18 protein-coding genes are annotated in these 18643 nt (G+C 64.8%); 6 read left to right on the top strand and 12 right to left on the bottom strand.

Features of this window, described 5'->3' with window-relative positions; translation table 11 throughout:
- Window positions 1–182: 182 nt before the first annotated feature.
- The 3 genes from ABE459_RS04775 (at window position 183) to nhaA (ending at window position 3984) form a co-directional block, all read left to right on the top strand.
- On the top strand, window positions 183–857 hold the full coding sequence (locus tag ABE459_RS04775; protein WP_125462910.1) for a hypothetical protein: 675 nt from the start codon (window positions 183–185) through the stop codon (window positions 855–857).
- A gap of 103 nt (window positions 858–960) precedes the next feature.
- Window positions 961–2574 (top strand): NAD(P)/FAD-dependent oxidoreductase, encoded by a 1614-nt coding sequence (locus ABE459_RS04770; protein WP_323833153.1) that lies wholly within the window; start codon window positions 961–963, stop codon window positions 2572–2574.
- A 234-nt stretch (window positions 2575–2808) separates the two neighbouring features.
- The gene (gene nhaA, locus ABE459_RS04765; protein WP_323833154.1) at window positions 2809–3984 is read left to right on the top strand and encodes a Na+/H+ antiporter NhaA; all 1176 of its coding nucleotides are present in this window, start codon (window positions 2809–2811) and stop codon (window positions 3982–3984) included.
- A gap of 63 nt (window positions 3985–4047) precedes the next feature.
- On the opposite strand, the gene ABE459_RS04760 is transcribed toward nhaA, so the two are convergent.
- Complete coding sequence (locus ABE459_RS04760; protein WP_110996277.1) at window positions 4048–4512, bottom strand: glycine zipper 2TM domain-containing protein; 465 nt, start codon at window positions 4510–4512, stop codon at window positions 4048–4050.
- 149 nt (window positions 4513–4661) lie between these two features.
- On the opposite strand from ABE459_RS04760, the gene ABE459_RS04755 reads away from it, so the two are divergent.
- The gene (locus tag ABE459_RS04755) at window positions 4662–4895 is read left to right on the top strand and encodes a hypothetical protein (RefSeq protein WP_323833156.1); all 234 of its coding nucleotides are present in this window, start codon (window positions 4662–4664) and stop codon (window positions 4893–4895) included.
- On the opposite strand, the gene pdxH is transcribed toward ABE459_RS04755, so the two are convergent.
- The 5 genes from pdxH to dinG form a co-directional block, all read right to left on the bottom strand.
- A complete protein-coding gene (gene pdxH / locus ABE459_RS04750; protein ID WP_125462906.1) occupies window positions 4892–5539 on the bottom strand; it encodes a pyridoxamine 5'-phosphate oxidase in 648 nt (215 codons plus the stop codon). The genes ABE459_RS04755 and pdxH overlap by 4 nt on opposite strands.
- A gap of 19 nt (window positions 5540–5558) precedes the next feature.
- Window positions 5559–6539 (bottom strand): OmpA family protein, encoded by a 981-nt coding sequence (locus ABE459_RS04745; RefSeq protein ID WP_323833158.1) that lies wholly within the window; start codon window positions 6537–6539, stop codon window positions 5559–5561.
- Window positions 6540–6638: 99 nt separating this feature from the next.
- On the bottom strand, window positions 6639–7784 hold the full coding sequence (locus ABE459_RS04740) for a serine hydrolase domain-containing protein (protein ID WP_125462905.1): 1146 nt from the start codon (window positions 7782–7784) through the stop codon (window positions 6639–6641).
- Window positions 7785–7908: 124 nt separating this feature from the next.
- Window positions 7909–10134, bottom strand: coding sequence for a beta-galactosidase (locus ABE459_RS04735; protein ID WP_323833160.1), 2226 nt, complete (start codon window positions 10132–10134; stop codon window positions 7909–7911).
- 80 nt (window positions 10135–10214) lie between these two features.
- Window positions 10215–12359 carry an ATP-dependent DNA helicase DinG gene (gene dinG, locus ABE459_RS04730; RefSeq protein WP_258645221.1) on the bottom strand — a complete coding sequence of 715 codons (2145 nt, stop codon included), beginning with the start codon at window positions 12357–12359 and terminating at the stop codon, window positions 10215–10217.
- A gap of 98 nt (window positions 12360–12457) precedes the next feature.
- On the opposite strand from dinG, the gene ABE459_RS04725 reads away from it, so the two are divergent.
- Window positions 12458–12922, top strand: coding sequence for a CopD family protein (locus tag ABE459_RS04725; RefSeq protein ID WP_125462902.1), 465 nt, complete (start codon window positions 12458–12460; stop codon window positions 12920–12922).
- A gap of 430 nt (window positions 12923–13352) precedes the next feature.
- Here ABE459_RS04725 and ABE459_RS04720 read toward each other — a convergent pair whose 3' ends face one another.
- A complete protein-coding gene (locus ABE459_RS04720; RefSeq protein ID WP_258705831.1) occupies window positions 13353–14135 on the bottom strand; it encodes a class I SAM-dependent methyltransferase in 783 nt (260 codons plus the stop codon).
- Window positions 14136–14230: 95 nt separating this feature from the next.
- Here ABE459_RS04720 and ABE459_RS04715 point away from each other — a divergent pair, with 95 nt between their 5' ends.
- Window positions 14231–14851 (top strand): energy transducer TonB, encoded by a 621-nt coding sequence (locus tag ABE459_RS04715; protein WP_125857662.1) that lies wholly within the window; start codon window positions 14231–14233, stop codon window positions 14849–14851.
- A gap of 12 nt (window positions 14852–14863) precedes the next feature.
- Here the strand turns inward: ABE459_RS04715 and ABE459_RS04710 are convergent, their stop codons facing one another.
- The 5 genes from ABE459_RS04710 to adk all read right to left on the bottom strand — a co-directional run bounded on the left by ABE459_RS04710 (window position 14864) and on the right by adk (window position 18430).
- Window positions 14864–15694, bottom strand: coding sequence for an isocitrate lyase/phosphoenolpyruvate mutase family protein (locus ABE459_RS04710; RefSeq protein ID WP_323833163.1), 831 nt, complete (start codon window positions 15692–15694; stop codon window positions 14864–14866).
- Window positions 15695–15726: 32 nt separating this feature from the next.
- Window positions 15727–16596: a DUF72 domain-containing protein gene (locus tag ABE459_RS04705; RefSeq protein WP_258705828.1), complete on the bottom strand. Its 870-nt coding sequence runs from the start codon at window positions 16594–16596 to the stop codon at window positions 15727–15729.
- A gap of 3 nt (window positions 16597–16599) precedes the next feature.
- Complete coding sequence (locus ABE459_RS04700; RefSeq protein ID WP_110995541.1) at window positions 16600–16884, bottom strand: hypothetical protein; 285 nt, start codon at window positions 16882–16884, stop codon at window positions 16600–16602.
- Between the two features lie 130 nt (window positions 16885–17014).
- Window positions 17015–17689, bottom strand: a complete 675-nt coding sequence (gene tsaB, locus ABE459_RS04695; RefSeq protein ID WP_125462897.1) for a tRNA (adenosine(37)-N6)-threonylcarbamoyltransferase complex dimerization subunit type 1 TsaB — start codon at window positions 17687–17689, stop codon at window positions 17015–17017.
- Between the two features lie 90 nt (window positions 17690–17779).
- A complete protein-coding gene (adk, locus tag ABE459_RS04690) occupies window positions 17780–18430 on the bottom strand; it encodes an adenylate kinase (protein WP_028691565.1) in 651 nt (216 codons plus the stop codon).
- Window positions 18431–18643: the final 213 nt, after the last annotated feature.

Below are 18643 nucleotides of genomic sequence, written 5' to 3'. Positions count from 1 at the left end.
GCGAACCGCCGCTCCCACAGGTACTGTGCAACCCTGAGGAGTGCACGGCCCCTGTGGGAGCGGCGGTTCGCCGTCGCGATTTACCCGCGAAGAAGCACACGTGAATGACCTGGCGCTTGAGATCCCGACGCACCCTGAGTAACGTGGCCAGCTCTTTCGCCAAGATTCCCGGAGCCCGCCCCATGCGCCTCACCCCCTCCCTGCTGCTCGCTTCGATGCTGCCGCTGTTCGCCGGTTGCCAGGTGCTGGCCGAAAAACCGGTCGACCCGAACCTCGGCACCACGCGCATGCAGGGCGAACTCAGCGCCGGCGGCGGCCACCTGCTGTTCAAACCCTGCAACGAAGCCCGTCAGTTCGTCATCAATGACGCTGGCAGCACCGCGATCCTGCAGGAAGCCGCCAACCTGGCCAAAGACTCCAAGGACAAACTGTTCAGCGACCTGCGCGGCCGCCTGACCGGCAGCAAGCAGGCCGGCAGCGACGGCCAGATCGACGTCACCCGCCTGTACCGCCTGGAGCCCACCGCCCGCGGTTGCGAAGACCCCAACTTCAAGCAATTGACCCTGCGCGCCGGCGGCCACGAGCCGGACTGGGACATCAAGGCCAGCGGCAAAGGCATGGTGCTCAACCGCGTCGGCCAGGAACCGCTGCCGCTACCGTTCCTCGAAGAAGAGCTGCCCGGGGGCGGCCTGAGCCTGTCCAGTGAAGCCAACGGCCAGCGTGTCGAGCTGTGGGTCGCGCCGCAACGCTGCGTCGACGTTGCCACCGGTGCGATCCGCCACCTCAAGGCCGAACTGCGCATCGACGGCAAGACCCTGAAGGGCTGCGCTTACTACGGCGGTGCCCGCGACCTCTGATCGCCGGGCGCTTTTATCCTGCCAGTCGGGGCGGCGAACAGCTTATACTTGGCGGTTTGTGTAAAGCCGCCGGCCGCCCATGGCCGGGATACTGGACCCTGCCATGCTACGAATCACCGAACTCAAGCTGCCCCTGGACCACTCCGACGACGAGCTGCGCGCAGCCATCGTCCAGCGCCTGGGCATCACGGATGAGCAACTGCTCGGTTTCACCCTGTTCAAGCGCAGCTACGATGCGCGCAAGAAGAACAGCGAGCTGCTGTTCATCTACACCATCGACCTCGAAACCAGCAACGAAGACGAACTGCTGCGGGTATTCGCCGACGATCCGAAAATCAGCATCGCCCCAGACGTCAGCTACAAGTTCGTCGGCCACGCCACAGCGGCAGTGCAGGAACGCCCGGTGGTGGTCGGCTTCGGCCCGTGCGGCATCTTCGCCGGCCTCTTGCTGGCACAGATGGGCTTCAAGCCAATCGTCCTCGAGCGCGGCAAGGAAGTACGCCAGCGCACCAAGGACACCTGGGGCCTGTGGCGCAAGAGCGTGCTCAACCCCGAGTCCAACGTGCAGTTCGGCGAAGGCGGCGCCGGGACCTTCTCCGACGGCAAGCTGTACAGCCAGATCAAGGACCCGCAACACCATGGCCGCAAGGTGCTGGAAGAGTTCGTCAAGGCCGGCGCGCCGGAAGAGATCCTCTACATCAACAAGCCGCACATCGGTACCTTCCGCCTGACCAGCATGGTCGAGAAGATGCGCGAAGAGATTATCAGCCTGGGCGGCGAAGTACGCTTCGAGCAAAAAGTCACCGACCTGCTGGTCGATGGCGAGCAACTGACCGGCGTGGTCCTGCAAAACGGCGAACAGTTGCTGTCGCGCCATGTGGTCCTGGCCTTGGGCCACAGCGCTCGCGACACTTTCCGCATGCTCCACGCCAAAGGCGTGTTCATGGAGGCCAAGCCGTTCTCGGTCGGTTTCCGCATCGAGCACCCACAGTCGCTGATCGACAAGGCGCGCCTGGGCAAATATGCCGGCCATCCGAAGCTGGGTGCTGCCGACTACAAGCTGGTGTACCACGCCAAGAACGGTCGCTCGGTCTACAGCTTCTGCATGTGCCCGGGCGGCACCGTGGTCGCCGCCACCAGCGAGCCGGGCCGCGTGGTCACCAACGGCATGAGCCAGTACTCGCGCAACGAGCGCAACGCCAACTCGGGCCTGGTGGTCGGCATCGACCCGGAGCGCGATTACCCGGGCAGCCCGCTGGCCGGCATCGAACTCCAGGAGCGCCTGGAATCCCACGCCTACGTGATGGGCGGCAGCAACTACCAGGCACCGGCACAGTTGGTAGGTGACTTCGTGGCCGGCCGTGCGTCCACGGCGCTGGGTAGCGTCGAGCCTTCGTACAAGCCGGGCGTCACCCTCTGTGACCTGGCGGCAAGCCTGCCGGCCTTCGCCATCGAAGCCATCCGCGAGGCACTGCCGGCCTTCGAGCGCCAGATCAAGGGCTACAGCCTGCATGATGCGGTGCTGACCGGGATCGAAACACGCACCTCCTCGCCGTTGCGCATCACCCGTGACGACAGCTTCCAGAGCCTGAACCTCAAGGGTCTGTTCCCAGCAGGTGAAGGCGCGGGCTACGCCGGCGGCATTCTGTCTGCCGGTGTCGACGGCATCCGCATCGCCGAAGCCGTGGCAAGGGACATGCTAGGCCTGAAAGACTGACCGTTCGACAGGCCTGTGTCGCGGTGACGGCACAGGCCTGCGGTCACTCTCGGATTTTTCCGGCTCTTCCCTGAGAATTACCTTCCTGCCCTGCTCCGCATTGCCGTCTAGGCTTGCCCAGTCGTACCCGCAACACCTTATAACCAAAACGAATATAATTTTTGTTTTAAAGCATATCCCCACACGCTAGGGTGTACGCCCGTTTCAATCCAGCTATTTGGAGAGTCCTCACCCGTGCGTAGCCTCTTCGCTCGATTCTTCCAATTGGAAGCCGCCAGCGGCCTGCTGCTGATCGCCGCCGCCGTGCTGGCCCTGATCATCAACAATTCGCCGCTTTCCTATCTGTACAACGGCCTGCTCGAAGTACCGGTCGCCGTCCAGGTCGGCGCCCTCGAGATCGCCAAGCCACTGCTGCTTTGGATCAACGATGGCCTGATGGCGCTGTTCTTCCTGCTCATTGGCCTTGAGGTCAAGCGCGAGGTGGTCGACGGCCACCTGTCCAAGCCTTCGCAGGTGATCCTGCCCGCCACTGCCGCCATCGGCGGCATGCTGGTGCCAGCGCTGATCTACTGGTTCATCAACCGCGACAGCCCGGCTGCCGTGGCCGGTTGGGCGATCCCTACCGCCACCGACATCGCCTTCGCGCTTGGCGTGCTCGCGTTGCTGGGCAAACGTGTGCCGGTGTCGCTGAAGCTGTTCCTGATGACCCTGGCGATCATCGACGACCTGGGCGCGATCATCATCATCGCCCTGTTCTATTCCGGCACGCTGTCCAGCCTGTCGCTGATGCTGGCCGGCGCCTGCCTGATCGCATTGCTCGCCATGAATCGCCTGGGGGTGATCAAGCTTGGCCCTTACCTGGTGATCGGCCTGATTCTCTGGGTCTGCGTGCTCAAGAGCGGTGTGCATGCCACGCTTGCCGGTGTGGCCCTGGCACTGTGCATCCCGCTGCGTACCAAGCACGCCGAAACCTCGCCGTTGCTGAGCCTGGAACACGCGTTGCAGCCCTGGGTCGCCTACGCCATCCTGCCGCTGTTCGCCTTTGCCAACGCCGGCGTTTCGCTGGCCGGTGTCACCCTGGAAAGCTTTATCCACCCGGTCCCCATGGGCATCGCGCTCGGCCTGCTGGCCGGCAAGACGGTCGGGGTGTTCGGCCTGACCTGGATTGCCGTCAAGCTGCGCCTGGCCGCACTGCCGGCCGAGGCCAACTGGGGGCAGGTGCTCGGGGTGGCGATCCTCTGCGGCATCGGCTTCACCATGAGCCTGTTCGTCGGCTCCCTGGCCTTCGTACCGGGTAGCAGCGACTACGCGGGCATGGACCGCATGGGCATCCTCACCGGTTCGTTCTTCGCCGCCGTGGTCGGTTACCTGATCACGGCCATGGCGAGCCGCAAATCCTCTGCCCGCTGAATCCAGCAGGCAAAAACAAACCCCGACCGGCAAAGCCGTGTCGGGGTTTGTTTTGTCTTGCGATCAGTGCGTGACGCGGCTGGTGCCATCGACAGTCATGATGCGCACACGCTCGCCGACGCGGAAGATTTCGTTCTGCTGCACCTGCTGCACATAGGCGCGCATGCTGCCGTCGTCTTCACGCACGGTGATCTCGACGCCCTGGGTGCGGGTCAGGCCTTCTTCGGCGGCGGAACCGGCCAGGCCACCGGCCACGGCACCGATCACAGCAGCAACGATGCTGCCACGGCCACCGCCAACTGCGCTGCCGGCAACACCACCGACAATGGCGCCGGCACCACCACCGATTGGCGTCTTGGTGCCTTCGATCTTCACGGGACGCAGCGATTCGATGGTGCCCATGCGCACGGTCTGCACGCGGCGGGCCTCATCACGGGAGTAGCTGTCACCGGTCAGCGACGACTGGCAGCCGCCCAGCAACAACGCCATGGTGGTGAAGCTCGCCACCAGCAAAACGGATTTACGCATGAGGACAATCTCCAAAAGTTTCAGGTGCTCATTAGACGCCTCGCCTTGACAGGTGTCACGGCGCAAACGTTATAAATTTGTTCCCATTCAGCTCAGGTACAGCCACCATCGGCTGTGCAAGGGGCACTCGGGTTGGACCAAGGATAGCCATGGATTACTTCATCGTCGTGGTGACGACTGTCGCCGGCCTGTACTTCCACGGCTGGCTGTATCTACGCATGAGGCGTTGGATGGACCGTGACCTGGCGCTTTCGCTGGCCGGGCCGGATCCGGCGAAGCAGGCATTCATGCTCCAGTTGCTGGAGCGGGCGCGGGCAGAAAAGATCAAACGCAATGCGCTGGCGGCCTGGCTGGAACGCGAGGCCGCCGCGTTCAAGAGTTAAGGTGCCAGGCGCTCACGCTGCCACTGGCCATCCACCAGCCGATAGTTCAGGCGATCATGCAACCGGCTGGCGCGTCCCTGCCAGAACTCGATGCGCTCCGGCAGCAAGCGATAGCCACCCCAGTGCTCGGGGCAATGGGGTTGAGTATCGGAGAAACGCGCCTCGGTGGCCTTGACCAGCCCCTCCAGTTCCTCGCGATCAGCGATCACTCGGCTCTGCGGCGACGCCCAGGCCCCCAGGCGGCTGCCCAGCGGGCGCACCTGGAAGTAATCGTCCGATTCCTTGGCCGTGACCTTTTCCACCCGCCCCTCGATCCGCACCTGACGCTCCAGCGCCGGCCAGAAAAAGGTCATGGCCGCAAACGGCCTGGCCGCGATGTGCTGGCCCTTGGCGCTTTCGTAGTTGGTGAAGAAGGTGAAACCCTGTGCATCGAGGGCCTTGAGCAACAGCACCCGGCAATGCGGGCGACCGTCGGCATCGACAGTGGCCAGGGTCATGGCGTTGGCTTCCACCGGCAGCTGCTCGGTTTTCACCGCATCGGCGAACCATTGGTGAAACAGCGCGAACGGCTCACCCGGCGCCTGGGCTTCAGCCAGGCCATCACGGGTGTAGTCGCGGCGCATATCGGCCAGGGATTGGGTCATGGCTGCGTTTCCTTGACGATCAGTTGGTCTTCGCAGGGCTGTTGGCGGCGACTTTCTTGTCGGTGCTGGCCTTCTTCGCGGCAGGTTTGGCCGGAGCGGCTTTCTTTTTCGCAGCGGCAGTGGCCTTGGCCGGGGCCTTGGCTTTGGCGGCTGGTTTTTTCGCCGCAGGCTTGGCGGCCGGTTTGGCGGCGACGGCCTTGGCTGCCGGTGCCTTGGTGTCCTGCACCGCAACCATCGGCGCTGCGGCTGGCGCAGGCGCTGCCTGCTGGTACTTGGCCAGCAGGGCGACCATGGTGTCCTTAGGGGTCAGCAGCAGTTCGACACGGCGGTTCAGGGCACGGCCCGGGGCGCTGTCGTTGGCGGCACGCGGCATGACCGAGCCCATGCCTTTGAGCATCAGGCGATCACGTTGCAGGCCGCTGAGACGGAAAATCGCCGACACCGAAGCGGCACGCTCGAGGCTCAGCTTCTGGGTGGCGGCGGTAGCACCGCTGCTGTCACCATGGCCGAGGATGAGGATGGCGGTCTTGCTGTCGGCCTCGATGGCCTTGGCCACCTGGGTGATCGGGCTCAGGGTCACCGGCAGCAGCATGTTCGGGCGGTCCGGGTTATAGGAGCCGTCGACCGGGATGGTCACCGCCAGCAGGTCTTCACGGCGCTCCAGCTCGAACTTGCTGCCCTTGATGGCTTCGCGCACCTTGGGTTCGTACTGGTCGAGCCAGGCCTGGGTGGCCTTCTGGTCGATCTTTGGCACGGCCGCCGCTTGCGTGGTTTTCTCGTCGCCACCGAATGGCCACCACCAGCGGCTGCCGCTCTCGGACTTGGCGTCGGCCTTGGCGACGTTTTCGGTCACGGCCGCTTTCACTTCCTTGTCGGCGACTTTATCCGAACCGAAGGGCCACCAGCTCAAGCCGCCGTCTTTCGAACTGTCCTGCGAGTGGCTGGCGCAGCCAGTCATGGTCAGGCACAGCGCGAGTGCTAAGGTTTTATGTGAAGACATCAGCGATACACCATGAAATTGAAAGAAATTCTACCCACACCTTTCAGGCGTTGGCACTGAGGATAGTCAAAGGGCCGGGGCAATACCCGCGCCACCCGATCAAAGGCAGCCGGCAAGCACACGTACCAGTTTTTGCGCGCGCGGGTCCATCAGCACGTACGGGCCCAGCGTATTGGTGACGAAGCCGAAGGCTACGTCGTGTTCGGGGTCGGCAAAGCCGACCGAGCCACCTGCCCCGGGATGCCCGAAAGCCCGGGCGCCGAGGCCGAAGGTGGCGTTGGCCACCTGGGGCTGGTCAAGCATGCAGCCCAGGCCAAAGCGGGTCTGGGTCAGCAGGGTGCGATCCTGGCCGAGGCTGTGTTCGCGGGTCAGCTCGTCGAGCAGTTCGGACTCCAGCAGGCTGCCATCGAGCAGGCCGGCGTAGAACCCCGCCAGGCTGCGTGCGTTACCGTGGCCATTGGCCGCCGGTTGCTGCATGCGCCGCCATTCCGGCTTGTTGGTGCTGGTGAGGATCGCCGGCGGGTTGGTGAAAGCGCGGGTCGACAGTGCTTCGGGTTCGCGCATGGTCACCTGCAACAGGCGCTGGGCCGCAGCATCGCCCGGGTTACCCTTGCCGCGGGCGATGTGCGCCACACGGTGGAATTCTTCGTCCGCCAGGCCCACATGGAAATCCAGGCCCAGCGGCCTGGCGGTGCGCGCGACAATCGACTCGCCCGGCCCACGACCATCGGCGCGGCGGATCAGCTCACCGATCAGCCAGCCATAGGTGATCGCGGCATAACCATGCTCGGTGCCTGGGGCCCACCAGGGGGCCTCGGCGGCCAGCGCGTCGACCATCGCCTGCCAGTCGTACAGGGCCTCGGCCGGCAACAGTTCACGAATGGCCGGCAGGCCGGCGCGGTGGCTGAGCAGCTGGCGCAGGGTGACCTGCTCCTTGCCGGCCTGGGCGAATTCCGGCCAGTAGCGCGCAACCGGCACATCCAGAGCCAGCTTGCCCTCGCCCACCAGTTGCAGGGCGGTGACGGCGGTGAAGGTCTTGGTGCAGGAAAACAGGTTGGCGATGGTGTCGCTGTGCCAGGCCTCGCGGCCGTCCTTGTCGGCACTGCCGGCCCACAGGTCGACCACGGTCTCGCCGCCGACCTGGATGCACAGCGCCGCACCACGCTCCTGGGGATCCTCGAACAACGCGGCGAAGGCTTCACGCACCGCCTCGAACTTCAGCTCATAGTGGCCCTGAATCTGCACCCGCCTGTTCTCCGTACGACCTTGCTGAAAAAGGCGTGCATTGTTTCAGTAGTTGGCCGTTTTGCCTACTGAATGTGGCCGGGTGGTCGCAAGGAAAAACTGATATTCGAGGCGCGCAGGGCGGTCACTGCGCGGGTTTGTCGAGGGCCTTGCGCAACTGACCAACGGCTTGCAGGTTGCTGCGGCGCACCGCCTCGACAAAGCCCGGATAGGCCACATCGGTGATGGCCACCAGCCCCAGATGGCCATTTTCGCCATCGAGCAGACGCCCGCTGGCTGGTTGGTCGAGGTACTGGAACCAATGGGCGCCAACGATCATCGGCTGGGCCAGGGCCGCCTTGAGGAAGTTGCCGTAGGCCGGACCACGGTCCTCTTCGCGGGCTACTTCCAGCGGGCCGGGCCAGAACGGGCCACGGTCGCGGGAGCCGAACTGGAATTCCGAAATCAGCACCGGCTTGTCCAGCTCGGCCAGCCTGGCGAAGTCATAACCGTCTTCGGGCTTGAGGGTATAGAAGTTGAAGCTGAGCACGTCGCAGAACTCGGCGCAGGCCTTGACCGCCTCCGGCGTGCTCACGGCGAAGCGACCACCCAACAGCAGGTGATTGGGGGCATGCCATTTCAGTGAGTCGGCGATGGTCTTGAAGTAGGTCTGGGCGAACACCTGCTGGAAGTACTGGTAGTCGCGCTCGATTTCCGGGTGTGCGGGGTCAGGCAGCGGTGCCTCGAAGCCGGGGTCTTCCATCAGCTCCCAGGCGCTCAGCTCGATGCCCCAGGCTTTCGACAGCCCCTCCTGGTTGCGGTACTTGTCGCGCAGCTGCTTGAGGAAGGCGCGCTTGGCCGGTACATCGGTGGTCAGGCGCAGGGTGCCGTAGGCCAATCCATAGCGGGCCTTCGGGTCGTCACCGGGTGCGGCCCAGGCCAGTTCGTTGTCGGCGAAGTAGCCGATCAGCCATGGGTCGTCGCGGTGGTCACGGGCGGCGATGGCCACGGCGCGCTCGGTGGCCATGGCGAAACGCGGGTCGAACGGGTCAGGCATGCGCCCCCACCAGTCCATCCCGGTGCTGATGCTGGCGTAGTCGCCGACGATCGAAAGTGGCAGCGTGTACGGCATGCGCTTGGCCTGGGCAAAGCCTGGGTCGCTCCAGTTGCCCAGGGTATTGAAGCCCCAGGCCTGCAGGCGGTCGAGGGTGTGCGCCTGCCAGCGCGGCAGGTCCAGGGCCAGAGGCGGGCAGGCCGGTTCGGGCGACGCCGAGCAGGGTTTGCCGTAGGTACGCTGCAGGTTGGCCGCATAGAAATCGAACCAGCGCCCCTGCTTGAACTGGCGCCCCTGGGACGAGGTGTTGCCATCATCGTTGTTGCCTTCGCCATAGAACGCCGCCAGTGCCTCGCCATCAGCCGGTAGTGCCTTGAACATGCTTTCGCGACCGGCGACGTAAGTGCGCCCGCCATCGGCGGCGACGGCATTGACCCCCAGGGAATAGAACGGGTGCCCGTCGGGCGTCACCAGGTACCAACGCCCGTCGCGTTTTTCCGTACGGAAGAAGCCCTTGGCCTCGAAGGCTGGCCCCGCCAGCAGGCCGCCATAGGCGTCCAGGCCGAGCTTGTCGCGCTCGCCCAACCAGCTTTTCAGCTGCGCCTGCTCGCGGCTGTCGGCAGCCTTGAGCTGGTCGTCGCTGACGATCTTTTCCGGCCAGCGCCCACGGGTGGACTGGCCATAGCCGTCGATCAGCTCGCTGTAGGCGGCTTTGAACGCCTGGTCGTCGTCCTGCAGGCCGACCTTCTCGATCAACAGGCTCTGCGCCACTTTGGGGCTGGGGATGCTCAGGCTGACCGAGGTGACTTGCTTGAGGTCCACCTCGCCTGCACTGCTGGTCAGCAGCAGGCGCTGGCCTTCATGGGCCCATGGCATCGGCGGGCCGGCGCGCATGCCCTGGCTGAGCGGCGAGCTGGCCTTGAGGGGGATCATCACCGTCTGCGCCGGCCCTGCCGGCAAGTCGATACGGCTGGTGAGGGTGCGCCCATCGCTGCTCTGCACCGCCACGTCGACGGTCAGCGCCCAGTCCATGCCGCTTTGCAGGCGCAGGGTCAGGGCCTGCCCGGCCGACCAGTCCCAGGCGCCGCTGGGCGGTGCCAGGCGCAAGGTCGGTTGCGCCACCGGATTGAACACCACCCGCCGCAACACCTCGCCTTCGGCGGTCTGCTCCGCGTTGTACTGCGGCATCGCAGCGTCCTGGGTGGTCACGTTGACCACCGCGGCAGGGCGCACGAAGCTGAACAGTGTCTGTTGCCCGGCCAGCAGCGGCGCACTGAACAACAGGGAGAACATCACAGGCAGGGTACGGCGGATCATAGGGCGGTGGCTCTCCTTCTGAGCCCGTCATGGGCTCACGATCGAGTATGGACAACAAAGGAAGCGTCTTGCTCCGGCAGTCAGCCGATTTCCCGTCGAAATGGCGGCAGCGCATTGAGAATAGCCTTGCCGTAGCGCTGGGTGACCAGGCGCCGGTCGAGCAAGGTGATGACGCCGCGGTCCTGTTCGGTCCGCAGCAGCCGGCCGCAGGCCTGGATCAGCTTCAGCGAAGCGTCAGGCACGGCGATTTCCATGAACGGGTTGCCGCCGCGGGCCTCAATCCATTCGGACAACGCGGCCTCGACCGGGTCATCCGGCACCGAGAACGGGATCTTGGCGATGACCACGTGCTCGCAGTAAGCGCCCGGCAGGTCGACACCTTCGGCGAAACTGGCCAGGCCGAACAACACACTGTGTTGGCCATCGTCGACCCGCGCCTTGTGCTTGTTGAGGGTTTCCTGCTTGGACAGGTTGCCCTGGATCAGCACCAGCTTGCGCCAGTCGCGGTCCAGGCCATCGAATACGTCCTGCATCTGTTTACGCGACGAGAACAGCACCAGCGCGCCCCGCGCACCTTCGACGATGTTCGGCAGTTCACGGATGATCGATGCAGTGTGCGCCGTGGCATCGCGCGGGTCGGCGCCCAGGTCGGGCACCCGCAACAGACCGGCATCGCCATGCACGAACGGGCTGGGCACCACGCACTGCACCGCGTCGCGCGGCAGCCCCGAGCGCATGCGGAAGCGGTCGAACTTGCCCAGCGCGGTCAAGGTCGCCGAAGTCACCAGGGCGCCATGGGCGACGTTCCACAGGCTTTTACGCAGCATCTCGGCGGCCAGAATCGGGCTGGCATTGACCTCGATATCGAACAGCGCGCCAGTTTCGGCCAGGGTCAACCAACGCGCCATGGGCGGGTTGTCTTCCGGGTCTTCGGCGGTGAACGCGGTCCACAACTCCCAGTTGCCCTGGGCACGGGTCACCAGGCTGCCGAACAGCGGGTACCACTCCTCGGCCTGGTGGCTGGCAATGCCGATGTTGTTCTCGCCGTCCATGCCTTCCTTGAGCAGGTCGGCCAGGCGGGTGAACAGGTCGGTGAGGCGGGCGAAGCCTTTTTTCAGCTCGATGCCGACTTCGCGGATCTGCTCGGGCACCACGCCGCCTTCGAAGCGGTAGCGCGGGCGGTCGCGGCCTTCCATGTCTTCACCGGTGCGGAAATCGGCAACCTGCTCGCACAGGGTGAACATGAACTGCTGCTGGGTACGCACCTCACGGGCCAACTCCGGCACCTGCTCGATGTAGCGCCCCAGGTCGCCCGGCAGCGGGTGCTGGGCCAACAGCTTGGTGAGGTTCTTGGCCGTCTGCTCCAGCCAGTCGGCGGTGGAGCGCAGGCGCGAATAGTGGGCGAAGTGGCCGATGGCCTTGTCCGGCAGGTGATGGCCTTCGTCGAACACGTACATGGTGTCGCGCGGGTCGGGCAGTACCGCGCCGCCGCCCAGCGCGAGGTCGGCGAGGACCATGTCATGGTTGGTGACGATCACATCGACCTTGCCCATGCCTTCGCGCGCCTTGTAGAACACGCACTGCTGGAAGTTCGGGCAATGGCGGCCGGTGCACTGGCTGTGGTCGGTGGTCAGGCGCGCCCAGTCCTGGTCCTCGACGGCTTCCGACCAGCTGTCGCGATCACCGTCCCAGCGGTTGCCGGCGAGCTTCTCGATCATGCTGTTGAACAGCTTCTGGCTGCGCTCGTCGACTTCGATGTGGAAGCCTTCCTCTTCGAATAGCTGGGCGGTGGCCGACTGGGCGTGGCCTTCCTGCAGCAGGATGTCGAGTTTGGACAGGCACAGGTAGCGGCCACGGCCTTTGGCCAGGGCGAAGCTGAAGTTCAGCCCGCTGTTGCGCATCAGGTCGGGCAGGTCCTTGAGCACGATCTGTTCCTGCAGCGCCACGGTCGCGGTAGCGATCACCAGGCGCTTGCCGGCGGCCTTGGCGGCCGGGATCGCGGCAAGGGCGTAAGCGACGGTCTTGCCGGTACCGGTACCCGCCTCGACCGCCACCACGGCGGGCTCGCCGGCACGGCGCCCTTCGTCGTCGCAGGCGATGTCGCCGAGCACCTTGGCCACTTCGGCGATCATCAGGCGCTGGCCATAGCGTGGCTTGAGGCTTTTGGCTTCGAGGAAACGCGAGTAGGCGCCCTGAATGGTGGCTTTGAGTTCGTTGCTGATCATGGTCTGCAGGCGCCCGGAGGGCTGGATATATTTTCAGTGTTTCGCATGGGCCGGCTATCATACCCCGCTATCGCCCTTTGTGCCGCATGGAGATCCTGATGCTCGCCTTTGCCCTGCCCTACACCCTGCATGTCCTTGCCGCCCTGGTCTGGGTCGGCGGCATGTTCTTCGCCTGGCTGATCCTGCGCCCGGCCACGGTTGCAGCCCTGGAGGGGCCGGCGCGGCTGCGTTTGTGGGTGGAAGTTTTCCAGCGGTTCTTCAGATGGGTCTGGCTGGCGGTGGCGATTTTGGCGATCAGCGGGGTGGGCATGATTCACCTGCGCTTTGCCGGGTTCGAGACCGCGCCGCGGTACGTTCAGGTGATGATCGGCGGCGGGATCGTGATGTTTGCTTTGTTCATGCGGATCCAGTCGTTGCTGCTGCCTGAATTGCGCACGGCAGTGCAGGCTGAGGATTGGGCGGCGGGGGCTGGGGTTCTGGGGCGGATTCGGCGGATGGTGGGGGTCAATCTGGCGATTGGGCTGGCGGTGGTTGCGGTGGCGAGTTCGCGGGTATTGGTTTGATAGTGGCTGGGCCTTCGAGCTTTGGCTTTTGCGTGAAGGCCGCCAGGTGTTCGCCGAAAGCCTTGCAGCGCCTATGAGATCGAGCGCCGCCCGCGCGGCGCATCGCTGGCAAGCCAGCTCCCACATCTGTTTCGGGCCAGTTACTCCTGTTGTTTCATCGCTGTACGCCTTGTTGGTTCGGCTCGATATTGAGGTGGGCACTACTGGCGCCCCGCCTGACTTGAGACATGCACCAAGGCGGACAGCGGTACCATTACAGGCATAATTGGCCCGAAACAAATGTGGGAGCTGGCTTGCCAGCGATGCGCCGCGCGGGCGGCGCTCGATCTGCTAGGCGCTGAAAAACCTCGCCGAACACCTGCCAGCCTCCCCGAGCCCTTGAAAGGGACGCCTACCAAATCCCCCAACTTGCAAAACCAACCTTCTCAACTCAAACCTTCAATGCCTTCTTCGGGTAAATATCGTACCGACTCGACTTCCCCTCAAGGCTATGGCTCGGCTTCGGCCCATCGATAATCGGCGCCTTGCGCGGCCGCTTGACCACCACCCGGTGCGAAGCCAACGCCAACGCCGCCTCGAGCAACGCCGGCGCATCCAGGTCATCACCGACCAACGGCCGGAACACCCGCATTTCCTTCTTAACCAGCGCGCTCTTGTCCCGATGCGGGAACATCGGATCAAGGTAGATCACCTGGGGCGCCTCCCCTTCCCACCCACGCATGCGCTCGATGGCATTGCCCGTCAGCAGCCGCATGCGCTCGACGATCGCCCCCACCTCAAGGTCCCCCCGCGCCCGCGCCAGGCCGTCTTCCAGCAACGCCGCGATCAACGGCTGACGCTCGATCAAGGTCATCTGGCAGCCCAGGCTGGCCAGCACGAACGCATCCTTGCCCAACCCCGCAGTGGCATCGAGCACCTGCGGCCGCACGCCCTGGGCGATACCCACCGCCTTGGCGATCATCTGCCCGCTGCCACCACCGAACAGGCGCCGATGCGCCGCCTGTCCCTCGACGAAATCCACCCGCACAGGCCCAGGCGCCTGCGGGCCCAGTTGCTGGATCTGCAGGCCATCGGCACCGACCTGCACGGCAAACCCGGCCGCCTCGTCGGCCAGCGGCAAGCCCAGGCGTTCGGCCCATGCCAACGCCTGCGCCTGGAATTCGGGGGTCAGTGCCTCGATCCTGATACCTGTGCCCAGCTCTTGCTCTACCATCGGATCCCGCACTCGAAATTAATTAATGAAACCCCGGCCTCAGCCGATACACGCAGTATCCGCTATTCTGCCAGAGCACAACGCGCGCGACTGCCATGTCAGACACTCTCCCCATCGGCTTGACCTACCTGTCGCCTGTCGGCAACTACGGTCGACAGAACTCCCAGGCACTGGGCGGCGTCAGCCACCTGTGGCAGGACTTCTTCGCCCGGGCCATGGCCGAGCAGCCGCAAGGGGAAATCGACAGCGTCAGCCAGGCGCTGGTGCAGTACGACAAAGAGAGTGGCGAACCTATCGGCGGCGCCAGGGCCTTGGCCTTGATCGACGCCCAGCGCGCCCTGCCGGTGCATGACACCGAAATCACCCCTCCCGAGCCGCTGTTCCTGCCCAAGGCGGAGCTCGAGGCCAACCTGCTGGAACCGGCGCCCGAACCCTTCAGCACCGCCGAGCTGATCACCCAGCAACGCGACCTCGACATCAGCAACAGCTGGCTGCGCCCGGTGGTCATGAGCCAAGGCCATCCGATTGCCGAGCCCGGCCCCGCGCCATCGCCTCGCCCACTGTTCCTGCCAATCGCCGAATTCGAGATGAACCTGCTCGACCCGGCGCCAGAGCCGTTCGACGAGCCCACCCTGGCCAAGCAACAGAACGACCTGGAGTTCGATACCCATTGGGCCCGCCCAGTGGTGTTGAACAACGTTCGCGCATACGCCTGAGAACGCAGGCTTTCAGCGGCGAAACAGATCATTGAGCTGAGCAAATGGCAGCGCTTGGTCGCCATAGCCGAACGTGCCCTGCTCACGGATTTCCAACGCCGCGCGCTGGAAGGCGCCCAGTGCGGCGCGGGCCAGCGACGAGCCGACACTGATGCGCTTCACGCCCAGATCCTGCAACTGATTGACGCCAAGGGGCACCCCCGGCATACCCATCAGCACGTTTACCGGTTTGGGCGCCACGGCCTGCACCACCGCGCGAATGTCATCGACGCTGCGCAGCCCAGGCGCATACAACACATCGGCACCGGCGTCGGCATAGTCCTGCAGGCGCCGGATGGTGTCGTCCAGGTCCAGTTTGCCGTGCAGCAGGTTCTCGGCGCGGGCGCAGAGCGTGAACGGAAATGGCAGTTGGCGAGCAGCTTCCACGGCAGCGCGCACTCGCGCCACGGACAGGTCGAAGTCGTAGATCGGCGCCTCGCTGCGGCCACTGGCATCTTCGATCGAACCGCCAACCAGGCCGGTTGCGGCGGCGCGCAGGATCGTCTGCGCACAGTCCTCGGGCAAATCGCCAAAGCCGTTTTCCAGGTCTGCCGCCACCGGCAGCGGCGTGGCATCCACGATGGCCTGGGCATTGCCTAGGGTTTCCTCAAGGCTTAGGGCGCCTTCGGCATCCGGGCGCCCCAGGCTGAACGCCAGCCCCGCACTGGTAGTGGCCAGTGCTTCGAAGCCAAGGGCCGCCAACATCCTGGCCGAACCCGCATCCCAGGGGTTGGGGATGACGAATGTGCCATCGCGTTCATGCAGCGCCTTGAAGGCTTCGGCTCGCAGGGTTTGCACATCCATGGTTCAACCTCCGGCAGATGAAGAAAGTGTCGTCAGAGTAGCCCTAGCTGTTCGACCTCGGGCGCGCGCGGCAATTCCGGTAACGCGGCCAGCCCGGGCAGGCGGGCCATCAGGCGCTGGTGGAAATGCTGGGCAAGCGCTGCCGCCATCCGGTTGTCGGCGGTGTGCAGAAATACATAGGGGCTACGGCCCTCCTCGATCCACACCGCCACCTTGTCGACCCAGGGGGTAAGGAAGGTTTCGTTGGCCGCAAGCTCAGGGTGACCGATAAAGCGCACCTGCGGATGCTGGCTGAACGCACACGGGCGCGGCGGCACCTTGGGCTTCTTGGACTGCGCATGCAGCACCCCGGGCTCACGCGATGTGCAGCTGAACAGCGCTCGCGGGTCCAGGCAGATGCGTTCGACACCCCGCTCGTGCAACAGCCGATTGAGCTGGCGTTCTTCGTCTCCACGGGCGAAGAACGCATCGTTGCGCACCTCAACGGCAACCGGCACGCCAACCTCATCCAGAAAATAGGCCAGCTCACCCATGCGCGAGGGCCCGAACTGCGCCGGCAACTGCAGCCAGTAGGGGGACACGCGCTGCCCCAACGGCGCCATCAATCGGGTGAAGTCGATCGCCGAATCAAGTTGCGCGCGCAGGTCCCCGGCATGGCTGACATCACCCGGAAACTTGGCCGTGAAGCGAAAACCCGCCGGCATGATCTGCGCCCAGCGCTCTACCGTCGCTGGCGCTGGCCGGGCATAGAAAGTGGTGTTGCCTTCCACGGCATTGAAGACCTGGCTGTACAAGCCGAGGAACTCAGCCGTGCGTGCATCAGCGGGATAGAGATACTCACGCCAGGCGTTTTCGCTCCAGGAGGGGCAACCGAGAAAGTAGGGCTGGGGGGACGGAATCATCCGTCAAATGTACAGGTCCAGCCCCAGCACTTCCATATCCCAGTCGGTGAAGCCCGCGGTGGTCAGGTAGCTGGCCAGTGCCGTGGAGGTACGCCGGTCACGGGCGCGGGGGAAGATCAGGTCCTGCTGGCGGGCCGGCAGGTTGGCGCTGCGGCGGTTGGCACGGCTGGCCTGCTGTTCGGGCTCTTCGATGATCTCGGCGTCATCGATCGCTTCGTCACGCACCGGCGCTTTGCGCGGCGGGCGCTTGATGGGGTAACTCTGCGAGGAGAAGCCGTCGATACGCATGGCGTGGGCACTCAGGATCAATGATGGCAATTTAGCAGCATCAGAGATCCATCGCTAATGCCCGAACGATAACTGGACCACAGTTCGAGCAAAAGGTTTTATCGTGAACGGCGATAGCCGACGAACGACCTCAGCGTGCCTTGGGCGTAGCGACATTATCGCGCAGATACACCGGTTGCGCCTGCTCGGCGGCGACCGCTTCACCACGGGCCCAGGCATGGCTGGCCAGGGTGAGGATATCCAGGGCATTGGGCAGTGCGGCGGCATCGCTGGCGCTGGCCTGCACCGCCAGGCGCTCGGCCAGGCTCCAGCCAGTACCGGCACCAAACCACTCGCCGGCCAGGCCTTCAGGCAAGCTGACGCGCTCTGGTGCCACCACCACTTCCTGGCCGACCAGGCGCATCTCGCCCTGCTCCGCCCGGTAACAGCCCCAGTACACCTCGTCCATGCGCGCATCGATAGAAGCGGCGACCTGCTGCACGCCGTGCTCGCGCAACGCACCCTGGGCCAGCGCGGCCAGGTTGGAGATCGGCAGCACCGGGCGCTGCAGGGCGAAGGCCAGGCCCTGGACCACACCGATGGCGATCCGCACACCGGTAAAGGCGCCCGGGCCGCGACCAAAGGCGATGGCATCCACGGCGCTCAGCGCCACGCCGGCATCGGCCAGCAACTGCTTGATCATCGGCAGCAGCTTCTGCGCGTGCAGGCGTGGGATCACCTCGTAATGGCTGGTCACCTTGCCGTCATGCAGCAGGGCGACGGAACAGGCTTCGGTGGCGGTATCCAGGGCCAGCAAGGTGGTCATCGAACGCGGTTTCCAAGAGACAGGGGAAAAAGAGCGGCAGTATAAACGACAACGGCCCGCAAGCGGGCCGTCGTGACGCAGGGTGATGGATCAGCTCAGGGCTGCCAGCACCTTGGCGGTGATCGACTCGACCGAGCCGACGCCTTCGATGTGGCTGTACTTCGGCTTGCCGGCGTTGGCGGCCGACAGCTTCTGGTAGAAGTCCACCAGCGGCTTGGTCTGGCTGTGGTAGACCGACAGGCGATGACGCACGGTTTCTTCCTTGTCGTCGTCGCGCTGGATCAGGTCTTCGCCGGTGACGTCGTCCTTGCCTTCCACTTTCGGCGGGTTGTACTGAATGTGGTAGGTGCGGCCCGAGGCCAGGTGTACGCGGCGGCCCGCCATGCGGCCGACGATCTCTTCGTCGTCCACGGCGATTTCGACCACGGCGTCGATGTCGACACCGGCGGCGACCATGGCTTCAGCTTGCGGGATGGTGCGCGGGAAACCGTCGAACAGGCAGCCGTTGGCGCAGTCCGGCTGGGCGATGCGCTCCTTGACCAGGCTGATGATCAGCTCGTCGGAGACCAGTTGGCCGGCATCCATGACTTTCTTCAGTTCCAGGCCCAGCGGGGTGCCGGCCTTGACGGCAGCACGCAGCATGTCGCCGGTGGAGATCTGGGGAATGCCGAACTTCTCGGTGATGAACTTTGCCTGAGTACCTTTACCGGCCCCGGGAGCTCCCAGCAGAATTACACGCATCTTGTGCTCCTCATATTTTTCTATGCAAATCAACGGATTCGGCGCACAAGGCCAACTCCGGAAAATCGGTCGAGACCGCAAAATCGGTCCAAAGGCTGCTCAAGATACACAGCCCCCGCCCCCCCGACAAGCGTCCCAACGGCGCAGCAAAGTGTCCGTCGCAGCCCGGCGAGGCCCCGGTTGCGCTCGGCGCAACCAGCCCTCGGGTTCAGG

Origin of the sequence: Pseudomonas sp. TWI923, assembly GCF_039673365.1 — a bacterium.
In the GTDB taxonomy this organism is placed as follows: Bacteria; Pseudomonadota; Gammaproteobacteria; order Pseudomonadales; family Pseudomonadaceae; genus Aquipseudomonas; species Aquipseudomonas sichuanensis.
This window is presented reverse-complemented; position numbering and strand designations above follow the sequence as displayed.